This is a genomic window from Streptomyces sp. NPDC054765, from assembly GCF_053612065.1.
Window position 1 is genome coordinate 98875 of sequence record NZ_JBSHBP010000011.1, and the last position, 21828, is coordinate 120702.

At 71.1% G+C, this 21828-nt stretch carries 20 protein-coding genes and 2 tRNA genes; 8 read left to right on the top strand and 14 right to left on the bottom strand.

Annotated elements, in window-relative coordinates; genetic code table 11:
- Positions 1-5: 5 nt before the first annotated feature.
- From rsrA to ACWGJY_RS10335, 4 genes are all read right to left on the bottom strand, one after another.
- Positions 6-407 carry a mycothiol system anti-sigma-R factor gene (gene rsrA, locus ACWGJY_RS10320; RefSeq protein WP_453260337.1) on the bottom strand — a complete coding sequence of 134 codons (402 nt, stop codon included), beginning with the start codon at positions 405-407 and terminating at the stop codon, positions 6-8.
- A complete protein-coding gene (locus ACWGJY_RS10325; protein ID WP_453260338.1) occupies positions 404-1099 on the bottom strand; it encodes a sigma-70 family RNA polymerase sigma factor in 696 nt (231 codons plus the stop codon). Before ACWGJY_RS10325 ends, rsrA begins: the two co-directional genes overlap by 4 nt.
- A gap of 397 nt (positions 1100-1496) precedes the next feature.
- Positions 1497-2144, bottom strand: coding sequence for an alpha/beta hydrolase family protein (locus ACWGJY_RS10330; RefSeq protein ID WP_453260339.1), 648 nt, complete (start codon positions 2142-2144; stop codon positions 1497-1499).
- A gap of 81 nt (positions 2145-2225) precedes the next feature.
- Entirely contained in the window at positions 2226-3056 is an 831-nt protein-coding gene (locus ACWGJY_RS10335; RefSeq protein ID WP_453260340.1) for an SOS response-associated peptidase, read from the bottom strand.
- 35 nt (positions 3057-3091) lie between these two features.
- On the opposite strand from ACWGJY_RS10335, the gene ACWGJY_RS10340 reads away from it, so the two are divergent.
- The 4 genes from ACWGJY_RS10340 (at position 3092) to ACWGJY_RS10355 (ending at position 6867) form a co-directional block, all read left to right on the top strand.
- Positions 3092-3805 carry a M50 family metallopeptidase gene (locus ACWGJY_RS10340; RefSeq protein WP_453260341.1) on the top strand — a complete coding sequence of 238 codons (714 nt, stop codon included), beginning with the start codon at positions 3092-3094 and terminating at the stop codon, positions 3803-3805.
- Positions 3806-3971: 166 nt separating this feature from the next.
- Positions 3972-5336: a 3-phosphoshikimate 1-carboxyvinyltransferase gene (aroA, locus tag ACWGJY_RS10345; protein WP_453260342.1), complete on the top strand. Its 1365-nt coding sequence runs from the start codon at positions 3972-3974 to the stop codon at positions 5334-5336.
- Between the two features lie 14 nt (positions 5337-5350).
- The gene (rsgA, locus tag ACWGJY_RS10350) at positions 5351-6358 is read left to right on the top strand and encodes a ribosome small subunit-dependent GTPase A (RefSeq protein ID WP_453260343.1); all 1008 of its coding nucleotides are present in this window, start codon (positions 5351-5353) and stop codon (positions 6356-6358) included.
- Positions 6359-6543: 185 nt separating this feature from the next.
- On the top strand, positions 6544-6867 hold the full coding sequence (locus ACWGJY_RS10355) for a DMT family transporter (protein WP_453260344.1): 324 nt from the start codon (positions 6544-6546) through the stop codon (positions 6865-6867).
- Positions 6868-6985: 118 nt separating this feature from the next.
- On the opposite strand, the gene ACWGJY_RS10360 is transcribed toward ACWGJY_RS10355, so the two are convergent.
- On the bottom strand, positions 6986-7777 hold the full coding sequence (locus ACWGJY_RS10360) for a TetR/AcrR family transcriptional regulator (RefSeq protein WP_453260345.1): 792 nt from the start codon (positions 7775-7777) through the stop codon (positions 6986-6988).
- Between the two features lie 176 nt (positions 7778-7953).
- On the opposite strand from ACWGJY_RS10360, the gene hisN reads away from it, so the two are divergent.
- Together hisN and ACWGJY_RS10370 are read left to right on the top strand one after the other, a co-directional pair.
- Positions 7954-8757 (top strand): histidinol-phosphatase, encoded by an 804-nt coding sequence (gene hisN / locus ACWGJY_RS10365; protein WP_453260346.1) that lies wholly within the window; start codon positions 7954-7956, stop codon positions 8755-8757.
- Positions 8758-8908: 151 nt separating this feature from the next.
- Positions 8909-9310 (top strand): CBS domain-containing protein, encoded by a 402-nt coding sequence (locus ACWGJY_RS10370; RefSeq protein ID WP_453260383.1) that lies wholly within the window; start codon positions 8909-8911, stop codon positions 9308-9310.
- Between the two features lie 169 nt (positions 9311-9479).
- Here ACWGJY_RS10370 and ACWGJY_RS10375 read toward each other — a convergent pair whose 3' ends face one another.
- Complete coding sequence (locus tag ACWGJY_RS10375) at positions 9480-10943, bottom strand: catalase (protein WP_453260347.1); 1464 nt, start codon at positions 10941-10943, stop codon at positions 9480-9482.
- Positions 10944-11104: 161 nt separating this feature from the next.
- Here ACWGJY_RS10375 and ACWGJY_RS10380 point away from each other — a divergent pair, with 161 nt between their 5' ends.
- Positions 11105-11524 (top strand): Fur family transcriptional regulator, encoded by a 420-nt coding sequence (locus ACWGJY_RS10380; RefSeq protein ID WP_453260348.1) that lies wholly within the window; start codon positions 11105-11107, stop codon positions 11522-11524.
- Between the two features lie 590 nt (positions 11525-12114).
- Here ACWGJY_RS10380 and ACWGJY_RS10385 read toward each other — a convergent pair.
- From ACWGJY_RS10385 to ACWGJY_RS10400, 4 genes are all read right to left on the bottom strand, one after another.
- Positions 12115-12188 (bottom strand) — tRNA-Met (locus tag ACWGJY_RS10385).
- Between the two features lie 139 nt (positions 12189-12327).
- Positions 12328-14187 (bottom strand): sel1 repeat family protein, encoded by a 1860-nt coding sequence (locus ACWGJY_RS10390; protein ID WP_453260349.1) that lies wholly within the window; start codon positions 14185-14187, stop codon positions 12328-12330.
- Positions 14188-14394: 207 nt separating this feature from the next.
- Positions 14395-14468 (bottom strand) — tRNA-Met (locus ACWGJY_RS10395).
- A gap of 109 nt (positions 14469-14577) precedes the next feature.
- Positions 14578-17382, bottom strand: a complete 2805-nt coding sequence (locus tag ACWGJY_RS10400; protein ID WP_453260350.1) for a UPF0182 family membrane protein — start codon at positions 17380-17382, stop codon at positions 14578-14580.
- A 214-nt stretch (positions 17383-17596) separates the two neighbouring features.
- Here ACWGJY_RS10400 and ACWGJY_RS10405 point away from each other — a divergent pair, with 214 nt between their 5' ends.
- Positions 17597-18151 carry a PPA1309 family protein gene (locus ACWGJY_RS10405; RefSeq protein ID WP_453260351.1) on the top strand — a complete coding sequence of 185 codons (555 nt, stop codon included), beginning with the start codon at positions 17597-17599 and terminating at the stop codon, positions 18149-18151.
- A 72-nt stretch (positions 18152-18223) separates the two neighbouring features.
- Here ACWGJY_RS10405 and ACWGJY_RS10410 read toward each other — a convergent pair whose 3' ends face one another.
- The 4 genes from ACWGJY_RS10410 to ACWGJY_RS10425 all read right to left on the bottom strand — a co-directional run bounded on the left by ACWGJY_RS10410 (position 18224) and on the right by ACWGJY_RS10425 (position 21702).
- Entirely contained in the window at positions 18224-19321 is a 1098-nt protein-coding gene (locus tag ACWGJY_RS10410) for a YlbL family protein (RefSeq protein ID WP_453260352.1), read from the bottom strand.
- A 125-nt stretch (positions 19322-19446) separates the two neighbouring features.
- Entirely contained in the window at positions 19447-19629 is a 183-nt protein-coding gene (locus tag ACWGJY_RS10415) for a hypothetical protein (RefSeq protein ID WP_453260353.1), read from the bottom strand.
- 321 nt (positions 19630-19950) lie between these two features.
- Positions 19951-20430, bottom strand: coding sequence for a molybdenum cofactor biosynthesis protein MoaE (locus ACWGJY_RS10420; protein ID WP_453260354.1), 480 nt, complete (start codon positions 20428-20430; stop codon positions 19951-19953).
- A gap of 120 nt (positions 20431-20550) precedes the next feature.
- Positions 20551-21702: an SDR family oxidoreductase gene (locus ACWGJY_RS10425; protein ID WP_453260355.1), complete on the bottom strand. Its 1152-nt coding sequence runs from the start codon at positions 21700-21702 to the stop codon at positions 20551-20553.
- Positions 21703-21828 lie beyond the last annotated feature (126 nt).

Below are 21828 nucleotides of genomic sequence, written 5' to 3' on the forward strand. Positions count from 1 at the left end.
CCGCCTTATTCGGCCCGCGCGGTCTCGGACCGTGCATCGGCGGAACCGGTGGCCTCGGCCGGACCGGTCCCCTCCTCGGATGCGGCCGCCTGCTCGCGCTGCGCCTGTTCCTTCTTGGCCTGTTCGAGCACGCTCACCTCGGGCACGGTCTCCCCGGCCCGGATGAGGTCGATCCGGCCCAGGACCTTGGAGCGCAGATCGCTGGGGACGTCGTCATGGCCGCAGCAGCGCTTGACGAGCTTCTTGACCGCCTGCTCCAGGCCGTACTTCTCCAGGCACGGCGAGCATTCGTCCAGATGCACCTGGAAGTCTGCGCACTCCCCCTCGGGCATCTCCCGGTCGAGATACTCGTAGAGGTGGTCAAGGACCTCGGAGCAGTCCTTCTCGTGCGGCTCTCCGCAGCTCATGATCCTGAGCCTTTCCGGTCGTGCGACTCCGGCGTGCGCGCGGACCGCGGGTCCGCGGCCGCCGCCCCCGCCGGAACCAGCCCGCGCTCGCGGGCGTAATCCTCCAGCATGCCGCGCAGTTGGCGCCGGCCGCGGTGCAGACGCGACATCACCGTGCCGATGGGTGTCCCCATGATGTCCGCGATCTCCTTGTACGCAAAGCCCTCGACATCCGCGAGGTAGACCGCGATACGGAACTCCTCGGGGATCTCCTGGAGCGCGGCCTTCACGTCCGAGTCGGGGAGGTGGTCGAGCGCCTGCGACTCGGCGGAGCGCAGCCCGGTCGACATGTGCGACTCGGCGCGCGCCAGCTGCCAGTCCTCGATCTCTTCGGCGGCGCTGCGCTGGGGTTCGCGCTGCTTCTTGCGGTAGGAGTTGATGAAGGTGTTCGTGAGGATGCGGTACAGCCACGCCTTGAGGTTGGTGCCCTCCCGGAACTGGTGGAAGGACGCATACGCCTTTGCGTAGGTCTCCTGCACCAGGTCCTCCGCGTCGGCCGGATTGCGCGTCATGCGCAGCGCGGCGGAGTACATCTGGTCCAGGAACGTCAGTGCGTCCCGCTCGAAGCGCGCATTGCGCTCGGCGGCGCTCTCCCGGGCCTTCTCCTCAGCCGTGCCGTCGGTCCCTGCGTCGGTACCGGTGACCGGACCCACCTCCTCCAACACCGTCAGGGATCCGGATGCGGACCCACCCGATTCGGAGAATAGACGACGATCCGGTGCCGCCGCCGCTCCGGCCGGGGCGGGCTGCGTCACCTGCATCTGCGACCACGGCAGGTCGGCGGCCGGGCGGGCCGGGCAAGCGATTCCCATGCGGCGGACTCCCATTCCTCGTGCTTCACCGGACGTACTCGAGTACTACGCCTGGCACAACAGCCGCACGCGGCCGGGCATTCCCGGGGCCTCCTCCCGAAAGGCCGGCAACCTTGCTTGCCGCTTCGGCAAGCAAGGGGCCCTGAGGTGCCCGGGGTGCACAGCCCGGGGTCCACAGCCCGGCGTGTACGGCCCGGCATGTACAGGGCGGCGTGTACAGGGCGCACAGGGCGCACGGTCAGCCGAACATCCCGTCCAGCCAGGCCGCCACCGCGTCCGTGAGCCCGGCCATCGACTCCGCCTCGGCCACACCCGCCTTCTTCGGCACCGCGAAGCCGTGGTCACCGTGGGCCACCTCGGTGATCTCCGTCCCCGGCGGGAACTCCGCCGGCCGGCCGAACGGATCCCGGCCGCCCTGGACGACCAGCGTCGGCACCCCGGCACCGGTCAGCTCGTCCGCCCGGGACTTCTCCGGGCGGCCCGGTGGATGCAGCGGGAAGCTGAGCGCCAGTACGGCCTGCGCCCCCAGTTCACGCGCCGTACGGCAGGCGACCCGGGCGCCCGCGCTACGGCCGCCGGCGACCACCGGCAGTCCCGGCTTCTCCAGCGCCGGCCAGAGCGCGGTCCATGCGGAATCCAGGGTCTTCGGCGCGGGCGCCAGCTTCTTGCCCGCCACCCGCCAGGGCTGCTCGACCAGCGCCACGGTGTACCCACGGGCCGGCAGCGCGGCTGCCAGGGCCCGGAGGTCGCGTGCCTCGATGCCACCACCGGCGCCGTGGCTCACGGCCACCACGGCCCGCGCCGGTGTGGCGTCGCGGTGCCAGGTGATCCGGGCGTCGCCCGCCGGTGTCCCGACCGTCTCGGTCTCCCTCGCGCCTGTGCTCATACGCCCATCCTGCCCGTGCCAGGGCCGGAAGGTCACCGCAGCACGCCAGGGCGGCGCCCGGTACCGCGGGCCCGCCGCGGGTCAGAACAGCGTGCCCACCTCGGGACCGTCGAGCTCGGCGACCAGCTCGGGCCCGTTGTTGCGGACATTGCTGACGTCGGTCGGCACCGGATAGGCGCGCATCAGCCCGGCCGGCGGCGGCGTCAGCAGGTCACGTACCTCGTCGGGGTCCGTACGGGCCGGGTCGAGCCAGGCGTCCCAGCGGTCCGGGGTGAGCACCAGCGGCATCCGGGGGTGGATGTCGGCCAGCGACTGCGGCCCGCCGCCGGTGGCCCCGGCCAGCGGGGTGGTCTCGGCCTCGGTGGTGACGACCGTGCAGGTCACCCACCAGGCCAGCGGGTGGTCGCCGGGCAGCGTCCGGTCCCGCCAGAACTCGTACAGCCCGGCCATCGCCATCACGGAGCCGTCCGCGGGCGTCACGAAGTACGGCTGCTTACGGGGCCGCTTCTTCCTGCCCTGCTCCTCCAGCTGCCGTTCCGCGGCGTCGGTGACCCACTCGAAATACCCGTCCCCGGGGAGCAGGCACCGGCGGGTGGCGAAGGCCTGCCGGAAGGACGGCTTCTCGTGCACCGTCTCGGCCCGCGCATTGATCATCTTTGCGGCGGCCTCGGGTGATTTCGACCACGACGGGACCAGGCCCCACTTCAGCGTCCGCAACTGGCGCACCGGGCCGTCCGGCGGGAACGCGTCGGCCGCCGCGCCCTTGAGGGGACGTTCGAGCACCGCGTGCACCCGGTCCGTCGGAGCCACGTTCCAACTGGGCGCCAGGGTCTCCGTCGGCTCCCACTGCTGCACGCCGAAGATTCCCACCAGGTCCTCGGGGCGTCGACTCGCTGCATACCTACCGCACATGCATGCCACACTGCCATGCCACACGAAGGGGAGACATGGACACCAACCACCTCACCGACATATGGAGCCGGGTCTTCGGGACCCAGGCCGCCCCGTCGCTCTGGCTGGTGATCGTCACGGCGGTGCTCGCGCTGGGCGCCGTCGTCCCGCACACCGCCTGGCGGCTGTCGCGGAACGCCGTGACCATCGCCCACGAGGGCGGGCACGGACTGCTCGCGCTGCTCACCGGCCGCCGCCTGGACGGCATCCGGCTGCACTCCGACACCTCGGGGCTGACCGTCTCGCGTGGCAAGCCGACCGGTCTGGGCATGGTGCTGACCGCCGCGGCCGGCTACATCGCCCCGTCGCTGCTCGGTCTGGCGGGCGCCGCGCTGCTCGCCGCGGGGCACATCACGGCGCTGCTGTGGGGCGCGACCGCGCTGCTGCTGGCCATGCTGATCATGATCCGCAACGCCTATGGCGTGCTCACCGTCGTCCTGACCGGCGCCGCGTTCGTGCTGGTCTCCTGGCTGACGACGGCACAGGTGCAGGCGGCGTTCGCCTACGTCGTGGTGTGGTTCCTGCTGCTGGGCGGGGTGCGGCCGCCGTTCGAGCTGACGGGCAAGCGGCGCCGGGGAGGGGCCGTGGACTCCGATCCGGACCAGCTGGCGCGCCTGACCCATGTCCCGGCGGCCGTCTGGCTCGGCCTCTTCCACGTGGTGACGCTGTGCTCCCTGGTGGGCGGCGGGCGCTGGCTGCTCGGCCTGTGACGGCGGGCGGCCCCGGGCCGGCGGCCGCCTCCCGCACCGCCACGCCCGGCGTAGCCGGGGCCTGGCCGCTTCCCGCAGGCGAGCGCACTACCAGTGCCATGTTTCGGAGGGGTTGCGCCGCTTTTGATCAAGATCGGCACCCGTGCCCAGCCATTAAAGTAAGGGCATGACCGAGAGCCCCGCACACCCCGCCCTATGGCCCGCCCCCCTCGCCACCGGGGCCGTCGATGCCACCGTCACCGTGCCCGGCTCCAAATCGGTCACCAACCGCGGTCTGGTGCTGGCCGCCCTCTCCGCCGAGCCCGGCTGGCTGCGCCGGCCGCTGCGCTCCCGGGACACGCTCCTGATGGCCGAGGCGCTGCGCACCCTGGGCGTCGGCATCGAGGAGACCGCGTCCTCCAGCTCCGCGGACTCCGGCAGCCGGCCCGGCGGCGGTGAGGCCTGGCGGATCATCCCGGCGGGGCTGCACGGCCCGGCCACCGTCGACGTCGGCAACGCCGGCACGGTCATGCGCTTCCTCCCCCCGGTCGCCGCGCTCGCCGACGGCCCGATCCGCTTCGACGGCGACCCGCGCTCCTACGAGCGTCCGCTCGGCGGCGTGATCGAGGCGCTGCGCGCCCTGGGCGCCCGGATCGACGACGACAACCGCGGCGCGCTGCCGATGACGGTCTTCGGCGGCGGCGCGCTGGACGGCGGCCCGGTCGAGATCGACGCCTCCTCGTCCTCCCAGTTCGTCAGCGCCCTGCTGCTGTCCGCGCCGCGCTTCAACCAGGGCGTCGAGGTCCGGCACGTGGGCGCCGCGCTGCCCTCCATGCCGCACATCCGGATGACGGTCGACATGCTGCGCAGCGTCGGCGCCCAGGTGGACACCCCGGAGGCGGGCGGCGAGCCGAACGTCTGGCGGGTCACCCCGGGAGCCCTGCTCGGCCGCGATCTGGTCGTCGAGCCGGATCTGTCCAACGCCCAGCCCTTCCTGGCCGCGGCGCTGGTCACCGGCGGCCGGGTCACCATCCCGGACTGGCCCGAGCACACCACCCAGCCCGGCGACGCGCTGCGCGAGATCTTCACCACCATGGGCGGTTCCTGCGAGCTGACCGACCAGGGACTGACGTTCACCGGCAGCGGCCGGATCCACGGCATCGACGTCGACCTGAGCGAGGTCGGCGAGCTGACCCCGGGCATCGCCGCGGTCGCCGCACTCGCCGACTCCCCCTCCACGCTGCGCGGTGTGGCCCACCTGCGGCTGCACGAGACCGACCGGCTGGCCGCCCTCACCAAGGAACTCAACGAACTCGGCGGCGATGTCACCGAGACCGCGGACGGGCTGCACATCCGGCCGCGCCCGCTGCACGGCGGGATCTTCCACACCTACGAGGACCACCGGCTGGCCACCGCCGCGGCGGTCATCGGCCTGGCCGTCGACGGCGTGGAGGTCGAGAACGTCGCCACCACCGCCAAGACCCTGCCCGACTTCCCCGCGATGTGGACGGACATGCTCGATCCGGCGGCCGTCCCCGCCCGGAGAGTCTGAGGGATACCGCCGCTATGCGCCGCTACGGCAAGAACCCTGACGAGGACGACATCCGCGTCCGCCCCAACCCCAAGGGCAACCGCCCCCGCACCAACATCCGCCCCAAGCACGAGGACGCCGGCGAGGGCCTGGTCCTCACCGTCGACCGCGGCCGGCTGACCTGCCTCATCGAGGGCCGGACGGTCACCGCGATGAAGGCCCGCGAACTGGGCCGCAAGAGCGCGGTGGTCGGCGACCGGGTCGCCGTCGTCGGCGATCTGACCGGCGCCAAGGACACCCTCGCCCGGATCGTCCGGGTCGAGCCGCGCTCCTCGACACTGCGCCGTACGGCCGACGACGACGACCCGTTCGAGCGGGTCGTGGTCGCCAACGCCGACCAGCTCGCGATCGTCACCGCGCTCGCCGACCCCGAGCCGCGCCCCCGGCTCATCGACCGCTGTCTGGTCGCCGCCTTCGACGCGGGCCTCGACCCGCTGCTGGTGCTGACCAAGTCCGATCTGGCGTCCGCGGACACCCTGTTGGAGTCCTACGGCGCGCTCGGCGTCCCCTACCTCGTCACCAACCGCGACGAACTCGCCGACGGCAGCGCCGCCGAGCGGGTCAGGGCCGCGCTGACGGGCCGTATGACGGCGTTCGTCGGACACTCCGGGGTGGGCAAGACCACCCTGGTCAACGCCCTGGTCCCGGAGCACCGCCGGGCCATCGGCCATGTCAACGCGGTCACCGGCCGCGGGCGGCACACCACCACCTCCGCGCTGGCGCTGCCGCTGCCCGGCGACTCGGGCTGGGTCATCGACACCCCGGGCGTACGGTCCTTCGGACTGCATCACGTCGACCCGTCCCGGGTCATCCACGCCTTCCCGGATCTGGAGCCCGGCACCGCCGGCTGCCCGCGCGCCTGCAGCCACGACGAAGTGGACTGCGCGCTGGACGCATGGGTCGCCGACGGCCATGCCGATCCGGCCCGTCTCTACTCCCTGCGCCGGCTGCTGGCCACCCGCGAACGACGCGAGGGCGACTGACCTCCGAAGGTTGCCACCGCCTGGCCAAGGTAAGGGCATAATCACACCAAGGTCGACGTAGCGCTCAAGCAGGCCCTGATCGCCCGGACAGAGCCCGAACGAGTGATAGCGAGTGATAACGAGTGATGGTGACGCCCCGTCGTCGCTCACGTAAGACAGGCCCTGGCTGACGGAGGCAATGGGACATGGCGTGGCTGCTGGTCGTGGTGGCGGGGATTCTGGAGACCGGCTTCGCGGTCTGCCTCAAGCTCTCGCACGGCTTCACCCGCCTCTTCCCCACCCTCGCCTTCGCGGCCTTCGCCCTCGGCAGCTTCGGCCTGCTGACGCTGGCGCTGCGCAAGCTCGACGTCGGCCCGGCGTACGCGGTGTGGACCGGCATCGGTGCGGCCGGTACGGCGATCTACGGGATGGTCTTCCTGGGTGATCTGGTCTCCACCCTGAAGATCGTCTCCATCGCCCTGGTCATCATCGGTGTGATCGGGCTGCAGCTGTCGGGGTCGACGCACTGAGCGCACGGGGTCTTCGCACAGGGTCTTCGCACGGCGGCCCGCGCCGGCACCCTGCGGGCGAGTCACCCGTCAACTCCCGTGCGCCTGACGCCCGTCCACTCCCGTGTCGTGACGCCCGTCAGCTCCCGTGTGCGTCAAGCCCGTCCGCCGGCCCGGTCCCGGCGCCTTTTGACGTCCCGTCACCCCGCTCGCCCGGCGGCGCGATGACCGCCGTCCGGGCGAAGGCGCCCCGTACCAGCCGGGACACCGCCTCCGTCTCCAGCTCCCGGCGGGACCGCCGCGCCGGCAGGCGTCCCGGGGCCGTCCCCGCCGTCACAGGGGCGACGACACAGGACAGGGTCAGCCGCGCCGCGGCCTCGCAGGCGGTGCCCAGGGCGGGCAGCTCCTCCGCGGGCCAGTCGGGCTCCAGCGCCGCGACCGCCTGATCGCAGAACCGGCCGACGAGCTCCGCGGGCCCCGGCAGCGACCCCTCCGCGAACGCCGTGGCGCGCTGCGCGGGGACGCCGGGCCGGGCGGCGGCCCGTACCGGCACGACGTCGGCCGGCGCCCTCGACGAGGTCGGCAGCCGGCCGCCCCAGCAGCCGGTCAAAGCCGCCCTGACCAGGGGATTGGCGCGGGCGGTACGCAGTGTCCAGGCGGCCGCGGCCACCACCCGGCCCGCCGCGTCGCCCCGCGTTCCGGCAGCCGAGGCCCCCCGGGACAGCGCCCGTGCGACCCCGGCGAGATAGTTCTCGGTCTCCCGGCGGACCAGGGCGCGGGCCAGCCCTTCCTTGCTGCCGAACTCGTTGTGGAGCGTCTGCCGGGAGACCCCGGCGGCCGCCGCGACATCGACCATCCGTACGGCCGTCCAGGGCCGGTTCAGCAGCGCCGTGTAGGCGGCATCGAGCAGGGATTCACGCGCTGCGGGCATCCGTTGCCTCCCCTGGCCGCCGGCCAGGGTGGCCGGTGTGCGGACAGAATTGACGCGGCGCCAGATACTGTCAAGGGGCGTTGCTGCGCGCGCTCACCGGCGGACCCCGGAGCGTCACACGCCCGGCGGCGCATGGCCGTGTGGCTCCTGCGCATACCAGTCGATACTGTTCGCACATGCCCGACTATCACGATGATCTTCGCCTCGGCCATGTTCTCGCGGACGCCGCGGACGCCGCCACCATGGAGCGCTTCAAGGCCCTCGATCTCAAGGTCGAGACCAAACCGGACATGACACCGGTGAGCGAGGCGGACAAGGCCGCCGAGGAGCTCATCCGTGGCCAGCTCCAGCGGGCCCGGCCGCGGGACGCGGTGCTCGGCGAGGAGTTCGGCAGCGAGGGTGCGGGCCCCCGCCGCTGGATCATCGACCCGATCGACGGCACGAAGAACTATGTCCGCGGGGTGCCGGTCTGGGCGACGCTGATCGCACTGATGGAGCGCGGCGAGGGCGGTGACCGCCCGGTGGTCGGCATCGTCTCCGCGCCGGCGCTCAACCGCCGCTGGTGGGCCGCCGACGGCCTGGGGGCCTTCACCGGCCGCAGTCTGACCTCCGCGACCCGGCTGCGGGTCTCAGAGGTCGGCCGGATCCAGGACGCCTCGTTCGCCTACTCCTCGCTGACCGGCTGGGAGGAGCGCGGCAAGCTGCCCGGCTTCCTCGATCTGAGCCGGGACTGCTGGCGCACCCGCGGCTACGGGGACTTCTGGCCGTACATGATGATCGCCGAGGGTTCGGTGGACATCTGCGCGGAGCCGGAGCTCTCACTCTGGGACATGGCGGCCTGTGCGGTGGTCGTGAAGGAGGCCGGCGGGCAGTTCACCGGTCTGGACGGAAAGCCCGGTCCGCACAGCGGCAACGCGGCGGCCTCCAACGGCCTGCTGCACGAGGATTTGCTCGGCTATCTCGGCGACTCCCCGCGCTGACCTGCGACGGGGCGGGTATTCGGACACCCGTCCCGCAGTTGCCCCTTGTTGCATCGGCACCGGCATGTGAACATGAGAATCCCCCACTTTGTGAACTTGTGAATCCCTTCGCAAGGCACATTCACCAAGGAGGTGGCTCCACTCCATGCCCATGCACGTCAAAGACGCCATGAGCACGGTGGTCCTCACCATCGGGCCCGCTCACACCCTCCGTCAGGCGGCGCAGCTGATGGCGGCCCGCCGCATCGGCGCGGCCGTGGTCCTCGACAACGACAACAGCGGCATCGGCATTCTCACCGAGCGCGACATCCTCATTTCCCTCGGCGCGGGCGAGAACCCCGACCGGGAGACCGCCCAGACCCACACCACCTCGGACGTGGTCTTCGCCGCTCCGAGCTGGACCCTGGACGATGCCGCGGACGCCATGGTGCGCGGCGGCTTCCGCCATCTGATCGTGCTCAACGACCACGAACCGGTCGGTGTGGTGTCCGTACGCGACATCATCCGCTGCTGGTCGGCCACTACGGAACGGGCCGACGCCGTACCGGCCTGAGCACTGACGGCGCACCGGCCCGAACACCGGGGCCGGACGCACGAAGAGGCCGGAGCCCACTGGCATCCGGCCTCTTCGGTTGTACGGCAAGCGGCAGTTGAGCAACCCTCACCGCGGCCGACCACTTCCGCGAGAGCGGCGGCGGTTCAGTCGCAACGAGGCGTGCCCATCAGCCGCGCAGGGCCTGGACTGCGGCTTCCAGCCGCTTGCCGTAGTCCGCGTCCGCCTTGCGGAAGTTCTCGATCGCCCGCTGGGCGATGTCGTCGCGGGAGACCTGGGAGATGAAGCCCGCCAGGTTGTTGATCAGGCGCTCCTTCTCGTCCTCCGACATCAGGCGGTAGAGGGTGCCGGCCTGGACGAAGTCGTCGTCCTCGGCGTGCGAGGGCGCCGCCTGCTCGACGGTGGAGCCGGACACGGTGGCCGGCTGCCACAGGGGACGGCCGGTCTCGACCGGGCCCCCGAAGCTGTTGGGCTCGTAGTTCTTCTGGCCCGCGTGGCGGCCGTCGTAGAGCACGCCGTCCCGGCCGTGGTTGCGCGCCTCGGTGACGTGCGGGCGGTTCACCGGGAGGTGGTCGGCGTTGATGCCGACGCGGTAGCGGTGCGCGTCGCCGTACGCGAAGAGACGGCCCTGGAGCATCTTGTCGGGGGACGGGCCGATACCCGGCACGAAGTGGTGCGGGGAGAAGATCGACTGCTCGACCTCGGCAAAGATGTTCTCCGGGTTGCGGTTGAGTTCCAGCTTGCCGATCTCGATCGGCGGGTAGTCCTCGTGCGGCCAGACCTTGGTCAGGTCGAACGGGTTGAAGCGGTAGTTGGCCGCGTCGGCCGCGGGCATGATCTGCACCTGGACGGTCCAGCTGGGGAAGTCGCCCCGCTCGATGGACTCGCGCAGATCGCGCTGGTGGCTGTCGGCGTCCTCACCGGCGAGCTTGTTGGCCTCTTCCTGGGTGAGGCTCTTGATGCCCTGGTCGGTCTTGAAGTGGTACTTGACCCAGAAGACCTCACCGGCGGCGTTGTTCCACTGGAAGGTGTGCGAGCCGTAGCCGTTCATGTGGCGGAACGTCGCGGGGATGCCGCGGTCGCCGAACAGCCAGGTGACCTGGTGGGTGGACTCGGGCGACAGGCCCCAGAAGTCCCAGACGTTGTCCGCCTCCTGCGAGCCGGTGTACGGGTCGCGCTTCTGGGTGTGGATGAAGTCGGGGAACTTGATGGCGTCCTTGATGAAGAACACCGGGGTGTTGTTGCCGACGAGGTCGTAGTTGCCCTCTTCGGTGTAGAACTTCAGCGCGAAACCGCGCGGGTCACGCACCGCGTCGGCCGAGCCGAGGTTGCCCGCGACGGTGGAGAAGCGCAGGAACGTCTCGGTCTGCTTGCCGACCTCGGAGAGGAACGTGGCACGGGTGTACTTGGTCACGTCCGCGGTCACCGTGAAGGTGCCGTACGCGCCGGCGCCACGGGCGTGCACGATGCGCTCCGGGATGCGCTCGCGGTTGAAGTGCGCGAGCTTCTCGATCAGGAGCTGGTCCTGGATCAGGCCGGGTCCGCCGATGCCGGCCGTCTCGCTGTTCTGGTTGTCCCCGACCGGAGCCCCGGACTCCGTGGTCAGCGGTCCGGTGGTGCTCTCTACCGACACGTGCGCCTCCTGGAAAGTCTTCTACACCTGCCCTTGGCTTGCGCCGATCACGATCCTACATTGGACAATGTCTAAGTCAAGAAGAACCCGAGATTCGTACTCGATCCGGTGATGGACCTTCCACTGCTACCCTGGCTCTATCTGACTGATAGGTGATTGGCATGAGTGACCTGCTGGAACGGCTCCGAGGACGCGGCTGGCGGCTGACTGCGCAGCGACGCGTCGTCGCCGAGGTCCTCGACGGGGACCACGTCCACTACACCGCCGACGAGGTGCATGCGCTGGCATCCGCCCGGCTCCCCGAGATCTCCCGCGCCACGGTCTACAACACCCTGGGCGAGCTGGTCTCGCTCGGCGAGGTGATCGAGGTGAGCACGGACGGCCGGGCCAAGCGCTACGACCCCAACGCCCATCACGACCACCAGCACCTCGTCTGCTCGCGGTGCGGCACGATCCGCGACGTCCACGTCCAGGGCGACCCGCTCTCCGCCCTGCCCGAGCCGGAGCGCTACGGCTTCCAGGTCTCCGAGGTCACCGTGACCTACCGGGGCATCTGCCCGAGCTGCAACGCCCCGTCCTGACGCCAGGGGAAGCCGGCCCCCGTCCGGGCCGCCCCCGCCCGAGGCCACGACGCACACCTCCCCGAGCCCGCGCCCGTCCGGCCGCGGGCTCCTTCGCGCGCCCGGTCCGCCCACCGCTCGCCCTCTGCCGCTCCGCGTCACGTCTCACCCACGGCACACACCTGCCCGCACGGCCCCTGCCCGAACCCGACGCGCCGGCACACCGGCCGGGCGGCACACTTTCCGGCCACGCGGCGTTCACCGCCCAGCTCGCGAAGCTGCCGAAGACCGGCCGGAAGGTCCTGGCCCCGGGCGGCGTCGCCGCGAAGGGACCGGGAGGCCGGGAAGGGTTCGCGGACCGGCTCCAAAAGGCCTGCCGGGACGCCGGCGTCCCCAGGGGCACCGCCGGCCGGAGGAACAGGCCCGCCCACCGCAGCCTGTGCGCGGAGGCGGTCGGCCACCTGGACCCGCCCGCCGCTGCGGCAGACAGGACGCAGGCCCGGCATGGCGAAGGCCGGCATGACGAAGGCCGGCATGACGAAGGCCGACATGACGAAGGCCGACATGACGAAGGCCCGGATTCTCAAGGAATCCGGGCCTTCGTCTTGCAGTAGCGGGGACAGGATTTGAACCTGCGACCTCTGGGTTATGAGCCCAGCGAGCTACCGAGCTGCTCCACCCCGCGTCGTTGTTGCCTTACTTTAACCCCGGGCCGACGACCAGCGCAAATCCCTTCCATGCGGCCCAGGACCCGGCCTCGTGGACCCGCCCCAGGGCCCGGCCCGTGGACCCGGCCCTGGGCTGCTTCGTCCCACCGTGCGCCGCTACGCGCTCAGCTCCTCCTGGAGCGCCGTACGCAGCCGCGCCGCACGCTCCGCCACCTCCGGCGGCCCCAGCTCGACGGCCCGCGCACACCAGCCCTGCGCCTCCGCGAGCGCGCCGCGCCGGGCGGCGAGCAGCGCCAGCCGGAGCGCCGCCCGGCCGTGGCCGGACTCGGCGGCGCGCTGCCACCACAGGGCGGCCTCGGGAAGGCTGCCCTCCCGGGCCAGCAGCAGCCCGAGGTTGAAGGCGCCGTTACGGCTGCCGGCCTCGGCCGCCGCGCGGTACCAGTCGGCGGCCTCGACGGCATCGCCACGGGCCGCCGCGAACATGCCGACCCGCACCTGGGCGCGGCGGTGCCCCTGGCGCGCGGCCCGCTCGTACCACTGCACGCTCTCGTCGTCCGCCGTGCGCTCGCTGTCGGCCAGCCCCTCGCCCGCGGCCGCCGCCCTCCGGTCGAGCAGATCCGCGAGCCGGAAGGCCGCCTCGGCGCTGCCGCCACCGGCCGCACAGCGCAGGTTCCGCTCCGCGTCCTGCAGCTCACCGTCCCGCAGCTGCACGATGGCGACCTGGAGGGCCGCCTCCGTGTGCCCGGCCGCGGCCGCCCGCTCGTACCAGGTGTGCGCCGTACGCTCCGCGCCCCGCCCGGTGTGGAGGATGCCGAGGTTGAACGCGGCGTCCACGCTGCCGGCCTCGGCCGCCTTGGAGAACCACGGCTCGGCCCCCGAGGCGTCGCCGCGCTGCAGCAGCAGGATGGCCAGCGCGTTGGCGGCCTCCCGGTGCCCGGCGTAGGCGGCCCGGCGGTACCACTGCTCACCGCGCCCCTCCCGGCCCTGCTCGGCGCAGAGCAGCCCGATGTTGTAGGCGCCGTTGACGTCCCCGGCATCCAGCGCGACGCGGTACCAGCGCTCGGCGGTCTGCAGTTCACCGCGGTCGGCGTGCAGCGCTCCCAGGGCATTGGCAGCGTTGCCATCGCCGTCCTGGGCGGCGCGCCGCCACCACTCCGCGGCGCTCTCCTCGTCCCCCGCGTCCCGCAGCAGGAAGCCCAGCGCACAGGCCGCGCGCGCCTCACCGTCCTTGGCGGCGGACAGATACCAGCGGCCCGCCTCCTGGACGTCACCGCGGTCCTCCAGCAGCGCGCCCAGCTGCAGCGCGGCCCGCCGGTGGCCGCGCGCGGCGGCCTGGCGGTACCACTGCTCGGCCTCCTCCTGCTGGGTCAGCTCGCCGTACGCGGGGACCGCCCGCCGGTCCGTGTCGCGGCCGTCCTCGATCAGCCGGGCGAGGCGGTAGGCGGCCTCGCGGTGGCCGCGCTCGGCGGCCGTACGGAACCAGCGCTCGGCGCCGATGTCGCCGCGGTGCTCCAGGAGATCGGCGAGGGCGTACGCGCCCAGGCAGTGGCCGGACTCGGCGGACTGGCGCAGCCAGTACTCGGCAGCCGGCTCGTCGCCGCGTTCGCGGTAGTGGCGCCCGAGGGCGTGCGCCGCGGCGGCGGAGCCGGCCACGGCCGCGATACGCCACCAGCCGGCCGCCTCGTCGCCGTAACCCCGCTGATGCAGCAGCACGCCGAGGTTGTTGGCCGCCGCCCGGTCACCGGCGGCGGCCGCGGAGCGCAGATGCGGCTCGGCGCCGTCGAGATCACCGCGGCGCAGCAGCATCGCGCCCAGGGCGCTCATCGCGGCGGTGTCGCCCGCCTCGGCGGCCCGGCGGTGGCCGGACTCGGTCACGGCATCGGACGCCTCGGCTGCCTCCGCAGCCTCCGCGGCCTCCATCGCGTCCATCTGCAACTCGGATTCGCGCCCGTCGTCGGGCGCATGCACAAACCGGTCCGTCTCCAACAACCCTGCCTTGTCCCCCATAAGACCCATCGTCGCATCACCTGTAACCCGCGTACACCTGGTATACCGCAGCCAGTGAGGTCACTTCAGCGGTTTGTCGACTTCCCGACACGACGACTTGCCAAACTCAAGCACACACCTTCCCCACATCGGCCGCGCGACCCGGCTTTGACCGCGATCGACCTGAACACACGCCGAAGGCCCGGATCCTTGAGGATCCGGGCCTTCGGCGATCAGTAGCGGGGACAGGATTTGAACCTGCGACCTCTGGGTTATGAGCCCAGCGAGCTACCGAGCTGCTCCACCCCGCGTCGTTGTGTCCTCAAGGTATCACGGCGGCGGACCGGCCCCGGCACCGTCGCGGCCCGGTGGCCGCCGGGTCGCACCGGCGGCCCCCGGGCCGGCCTGCGGCCGGCCGCCTCAGCTGCCCGGCTTGCCGCTCTTCTCGGACGCCTTCGCCGCCCGGTCCAGCGCCGCCTTGAGCTTCTTCTGCGCCTCGCCGTACCCGGCCCAGTCGCCCGAGGCCCGCGCCTTCTCGCCCTCCTCATAGGCCTTCTGCGCGTCACCCAGGGCCTGCTGCACGGTCTGGCCGGCCGGTGGCTGATGGCTGGTGCCGCCCGGCGGGGTCTGTGTGCCCGAACTGGGCGCCTTCTTGCCGAAGACCACATCCAGCGCGTCCTTGAGGGAGTCCTCCAGGACGGGCTTGTTGTCGCCGTAGCTCACCAACACCTTCTTCAGGAGCGGGTAGTTGGTGTTGGCGCCGCGCAGATACACCGGTTCGACGTAGAGCAGCCCGCCGTCCAGCGGCACGGTCAGCAGATTGCCGTACTCGATCTCCGAGTCGCCGAACTTCTTGAGGATGTTGAGCTCGTTGGCGATCACCGGATCGGAGTTGAACTTCGACTGCACCAGCTGGGGGCCGGGCACCGGCGTCTCCGACGGCAGCTTCAGCAGTCTGATCTTGCCGTAGTCACCACTGGTCGCATCGGCGTCCACGGCCATGAACGCACCGAGGTTGTCGCGCTTGTTGGGCGTGAAGGTCGTCGTCAGCGAGAACGCGCGGTTCTTCTGGTCCGGCATCTTCATGCTCAGGTAGTACGGCGGTACGGCGTTGCCCGACTTGGTCGTCGGGTCGTTCGGGATCTGCCAGCGCTCGGAGCCGGTGTAGAAGGTGCCCGGGTCGGTGACGTGGTAGGTGGTCAGCAGCTGGCGCTGCACCTTGAAGAGGTCCTGCGGGTAGCGCAGGTGCTCCTTGAGCGCCGGGCTGATGGCGCTCTTCTTCTCGACCGTGCCGGGGAACGACTTCATCCAGGTCTTGAGGACCGGGTCCTTCTCGTCCCACTGGTAGAGCTTGACCGAGCCGTCGTAGGCGTCCACCGTCGCCTTGACGGAGTTACGGATGTAGTTGACCTGGTTCTGCTGGGCCACCACCGCCCGCTGGCCGTCGGTGAGCGAATCGGCCGTGCTGTCCCCGAGCGTGGTGCGCGAGGCGTACGGATAGCCGTTGCTGGTGGTGTAGGCGTCCACGATCCACTTGAGCCGGTGGCCGATGACCGCCGGATAGGCGTCGCCGTCGATGGTCAGCCAGGGGGCGACGGATTCGACGCGCTCCTTGGGCGTGCGGTTGTACAGGATCCGCGAGCCCTTGCCGATCGCGCCGGAGTAGAGGATCTGCGGCTCCCCGAACGCCACCGCGTACGCGGCACGGTTGACCGGGTTGGAGAGGTTGACGCCGCTCTTGCCCTGGTAGCTGTAGCTCTTCTCGCCGCTGTCGTCGGAGTAGTCCAGTTCCTTCTGCGGACCGCCGACGATGGAGTACTGCGAGGTCTTCTCGCCGTAGTACACCCGCTGCTGGTACGAGCCGAGCTGCCCCTTGGACGGCAGGTCGGACTCGGTGTACTGCGGACCGCCGCCCTCGGAGGTCTCGGTCCCCTTGGCGGCGACCGCGCCGTAGCCGTGGGTGTACTTGAAGTGGTCGTTGATCCAGTTGCGCTCGGGGATGCCGGCGATGTTCAGCTCGCGCAGGCCGACGACGGTGTCCTGCTCGGCACCGTCCTTGTCCTTGTAGCGGTCGACGTCGAGGGTGGAGGGGAACTGGTAGTACCCGCGCACCTGCTGCTGTTGCTGGAAGGCCGGCGAGACCACGTTCGGGTCGAGCAGCCGCACGCTGGCCGTGGTGTCGGCGTCGTCGCGCAGGCGCCCGCTGTCCGCCTTGTCGGTGGGCCGGTAATCGCCCTTGTACGGTGTGACCTCGGAGTCCTGGATGTCGTAGGCATCCCGGGTCGCCTTGATGTTCTGCTTGATGTACGGCGCTTCCTTGGCCTGCTCGTTCGGATCGACCTGGAACTTCTGCACGATCGCCGGATACAGCCCGCCGATGAGGACCGCCGAGAGCACCATCAGGCCGAAGCCGATCACCGGCAGCTGCCAGGTCCGCCGCCAGAGGGTGGCGAAGAACAGCACGGCACAGATCGCCGCGATGAAGAACAGGATCGTCTTCGCCGGAAGGTAGGCGTTCGCGTCGACATACCGCAGGCCCGTCCAGTTGTCGGCCGACCGCAGGCCGCTGGACTTGACCGCAAGACCGTACCGGTCGAGCCAGTACGCGATCGCCTTGAGCGAGACGAAAATGCCCAGCAGCACCGACAGATGGCCGGTCGCCGCAGCGGTCGCCCGCGAACCGGGGCTGGTCAGCCGCAGCCCGCCGTAGAGGTAGTGCGTCAGCGCCGCGGCGACCAGACACAGCACCGCACAGGCGAAGCCGAAGCTCAACAGGAAGCGGTACCAGGGCAGATCGAAGGTGTAGAAGGCGATGTCCTTGCCGAACTGCGGGTCCGTCTTGCCGAACGGCACGCCGTTGACCCACTGCAGCCAGGTGCGCCACTCACCGGAGGCGGAGGCACCGGCGATCAGCCCGATCACCGCGGTGACGGCGATCAGCGCCCACTTCTTGAACGGCGCGATGCCCATCCGGTAGCGGTCCAGGCTCTGCTGCTCCACGGACATGGCGCTCAGCGGCGGCCGCAGCCGGTACGCCAGCCAGACGTTCACGCCGACGGCCACCGCCATCAGGACGCCGAAGGAGAAGAACAGACCGATCTTGGTCCACAGGGTGGTGGTGAAGACCGAGGAGTAGTTGACCGAGCGATACCAGAGCCAATCGGTCCAGAACCCCGCAAACATCACGAAGAGCATGGCCAATACGGCCAGCACACCCAACGTCATGAGCAGGGTCCGGATCCGCCGCGATGGTCGGCCGACTCTGATCCGTGGCCCTGTCGGGCCTGAGCCGCGGTCCGGCATCTGGAAAGCCAAGGTGCGCACCTCGAAGTTCGCTGTCGTGTGGAGCAGGCCCGGCGATAGTAGGACCCACCGATGCAACTTACGAAGGCTTTACTCAGTTCCCGCTTTCCGGGGTACACAAGGCACGATGTTGAGCATGACCAACCTCCCCGTTGACGGCACCCCCCTCGCCGCCGACCCCCTGACCCGCGCGGTGCTCGAGATCGACGAGTACAGCGCCGGGCTCGGCTGGGACCAGCCCGCCCGACTGTTCGCCCTCGTCGACACCGCCAAGCTGCGTGCGCAGGAGCCCTCGCTCGCCGCCCAGCTCGGCATCGACGACTCCACCACCACGTCCCTGACCCCCGTGGAACAGGACGAGATCCCGGCGGGCGTCCCGCTGGACGAGTTCCTCGCCACCATTGCCTGGCCGGATGCCGTGACCGGCTGCGCGCTGACCGTGGAGCGGCTGATGCTGCCGCCGTCCGCCGAGGACTCCGAGCCCGAGGGCATGGACGAGGCGCAGCTCGCCAAGTGGGTCGCCAAGCACCCGGACCGCCAGGAGGTCCGGATGACGGTGGCCGTGCTGCGCGACGGACGGCGTGAGTCGGCACTGCGGCTGCGCGAGAAGGACTCCACGTCCGAGGTGCTCACCGGCTCGGCGCTGGTGCCGGGCCTGGCGGAAGCGCTGGCGGCGACGTTCGAGGGCTGACCGCGGCCTGCCGGGGCTGACGACGGGGCCGGACGTGCGCGTCCGGCCCCGTCTTCCCCTGCCTCAGGTGCCTCAGGAACGGCCTGCGGGGCTGCAGCCCGGCAGCCCGGCGGTGTCGCCCTTGCGGATCTTCTCCAGCGCCTTGACGGCGTCGCCTATGGTGCCGACCTTGACCAGGGTGAGCCCCTGCGGGGTGTCCTTGGCCGCGGCGGCGCAGTTCTCCTTGGGCGTCAGGAAGAACTCCGCGCCCTTGTCCCGCGCACCGACCGTCTTCATCGAGATGCCGCCGATCGGGCCGACCTTGCCCTTGTCGTCGATGGTGCCCGTACCGGCCACGAACTTGCCGCCCGTCATGTCCCCGGGCGTGAGCTTGTCGACGATGCCGAGGGCGAACATCAGCCCGGCGCTCGGGCCGCCGACATCGGCCAGCTTGACGTCGATGGGGAACGGGAAGAGGTGGTCCACCCCGGCCTGGATGCCCACGATGGCGCGGCCGTCGTCCGCCTTCTGCGTGGTGACCGCGATCTGCTTGGCACCGGTCCGGGGCTTCTCGCCCTTCTTCTCCGCCGCGGCGGCATCCTTGGCGGGGATGATCGTGAAGACGACCTTCTCGCCCGGCTTGTGCCGGGTGACGAGCTTGGCGACATCGCCGGTCTGCCTGACCTCCGTGCCGTCCACGGCCTTGATCACATCGCCTGCGTGCAGCCGCCCGTCGGCCGGCTTGTCCTTGACGACGGATGCGACGACGGTCTGGGTGGCGACCGGGACGTGCAGCTGGTTCAGCGCGGAGACCTTGGCGCTCTCCTGGGACTGGCTGAACTCCTCGGCGTTCTCCTGGTCGGCCTGCTCGGCCGTCTGCCCCTCGGGGTAGAGCGTCTTGTGCGGCACCACGGCGTTGTTGTGGTCGAGCCAGCCGTACACCGCCTCGAAGAGGTTCATCCGGTAGTCGGGGCCGGTGACCCGGACGGTGGTCATGTTGAGATGACCGGTCGTCGGGTACGTCTTGCGTCCGGAGATCTGCAGCACCGGCTCGCCGTCGTGATCACCGAGGGTGTTGACCGTCGGCCCCGGCGACATCTCGGAGTACGGCACGGGGATCAGCACCCCGGCGCAGAGCAGCGCGATCAGCATCAGGATCGAGGCGAGGAGCGTCGCGGTGCGGCGTGGCATGGAACGACAGTACGGGACGGGTATGACAACCGGCCCGCGGGGCCGTCCGAACGAGGCCGGATACCGGCCCTTGGACGGCCGTCATCCCGGAGGGCGGCGCCTGCTTTCGCGAACCGGCGGAGAACTCAGACGGGGTCCGAGGCGGGGTCGGGAACGGAATGCTCTTTTTCCATGGCGTCACGGAACCGGGCATAACCCGCGAGCTCTGCAACATCCCCGGACTTGCGGTTCCGTAGGGCCCAGCTGCTCCACACCGCGGCGATCAGCCCGGCACCCACCGGAATCAGCAACCAGAGAAGCGCACCCATCAGCGACCTCCCAACCCCTTGTACGACCGCGATCGACGAATAAGCAGATTAACCATCTGCTGGGTCAACGCTCACGCCAGGGGGCGGGTTACGCAACCGGAACACAAGGCACCGGTTCGGCCTCCCGCTGGGAGGCCATCACCCCGTGGCCACAGGGCCGCCACCTGCCGCGTCTGCCTCTTCGCCTGCCCCGGGACCGCGTCATTACGCACAGGGCCCGGCTTTCCCGAAGGCCCCGAGAAGACGGCGCTTCGCACCCACCCGCCCTCCACCCCAGAAGGGGGCGGTTGCCAGAAGAGGGCGGTTGCCAGAAGAGGGCGGCTAAACGCCCACCCATTCTTCCGTGCCATCGGAGAACGTCTGATGCTTCCAGATCGGCACCTCGTGCTTGAGGTCGTCGATCATCTTGCGGCAGGCCTCGAACGCCTCGCCCCGGTGCGGGCAGGACACCGCGACGACGACGGCCAGGTCACCGATGCGCAGATCGCCTACCCGGTGGACGGCGGCCAGCGCCCGGACCGGGTAGTCGGCGATCACCTTCTCGGCGATCCGGCGCATCTCCGCCTCGGCCGTCGGGTGCGCGGAGTAGCCCAGGCCGTCCACGTCGGCGCCGTTGTCGTGCGAGCGGACCGTGCCGACGAACAGGGCCGTGCCGCCGGCCGACGCATCCCCCACGGCCGCGAACACCTCGTCCACGGACAGCGCGGTATCGCGGATCTCCAGGAGCCGGACCGGGTCTGCCGCGGCCTGCTCACCGGGGTGGTCGCGGCCGGGGGACGAAGGGGAAGGCATGCCAGACATACCCCCATCGTGCCGTACGCAGGCACGGCACGGAACGGCCGTTTCCCACCGACCGTCCCGGCCGCCATATGGAGACTCCTCCAGCCCGCCGGGCCCGGTTCCGCTCGGGCCCCGTTCCGCTCAGATGCGGCGGCGGGCCTTACGGGCACGGCGCACCAGAGCGGCGGTGCCCAGGAGGGCGACGGTGGCACCGGCCGCACCCGCGGCGGTGGCGTCCTTGCGGCCCAGCCGGCGGCCGGCGACGGTGTGCCGTCCGGCGACCTCCTCCAGGAGCTCGGCAAGCACCTCCTCGTTCGTCCACCGGGGCCGCCAGCCCGCATCGTGCAGCCGGCTGCCGCTGACCACCCACGGATGCATCGTGTACGCGAGGTCCCCGGCGGGCGACGGCGTCAGGCCGATGCGGTGCAGACGGGCGGCGGCGCCCAGCGCCACCGAGGACGGCAGCTCCATGCGCCGGATGCCGGAGAGCTCCTCGACCTCCTCCTGCTCCAGCCAGCCGTCGCAGCCCACCGCCAGCTCGCCGTCGACCTTCTCCAGCGCGGCGAACTCCAGGGCGCTGACCAGGTCCTCGACATGGCAGAACTGCCAGGCGGGGCGGGATCCGGCGACGACCAGGAGGCGGGGCGATTCGAAGTAGCGGGTCAACGCGGTGTCCGTGCCGCCCACCAGGACGGTGGGGCGCAGCACGGTGACGTTCAGGCCGGGGTGTGCGCGGGGCGCGCGGTCCGCCAGGTGCTCGATCTCCAGGAGATCACCGACCCCCGTGGCGTCCGCAGTGGCCCGCAGCTCGGCGTCCTCGGCCAGCGGGACGTCATTGTCCGGCAGCGCCCCGTAGACCATGGCGGAGGTGCACAGCACCACCCGGTGGATGCCGGCGGCCGCGGCGGCGGTGAGCACGGTCTGGGTGCCGCGCACGTTGTACGCGGTGCGCGCCGCGTCGTCGGTCTCCAGGTCGAGGTCGAGCGCCAGGTGGACGACGACGTCCGCGCCGCGCAGCTTGTCGGCGATGGCCGGGTCCCGGACGTCCAGGACGTGCCAGTGCGCCTCGGCGACGTCGCCGCGCCGCTCGTCGATGGCCACCACCTCCTTGACCTCGTCGGAGGCAACCAGGGCGCGAGTGAGCAGCGCACCGACTCCGGAGGCGGCTCCGGTGACGGCCACCACGGGCCGGCGCAGTGGCCGGTCCGTGGCCCCACCTGCAGTGTCGTCTGCCTTCTCGGTCTGGGCCGCAGCGTTTCGCGCTGCGCGAACGGTCGGATCTGGGGAACTCACCGGGCGTCTCCAGCGGTTGTCTTCAGTGCGGACGTGTGGTCATGCGTGCGCACCAGGTGGCGTCCATCCTGCCCCAGCCACCGGGTCAGCGAAGCACCGAGCCCCGAAGCGGTCCGGGTGTCTACG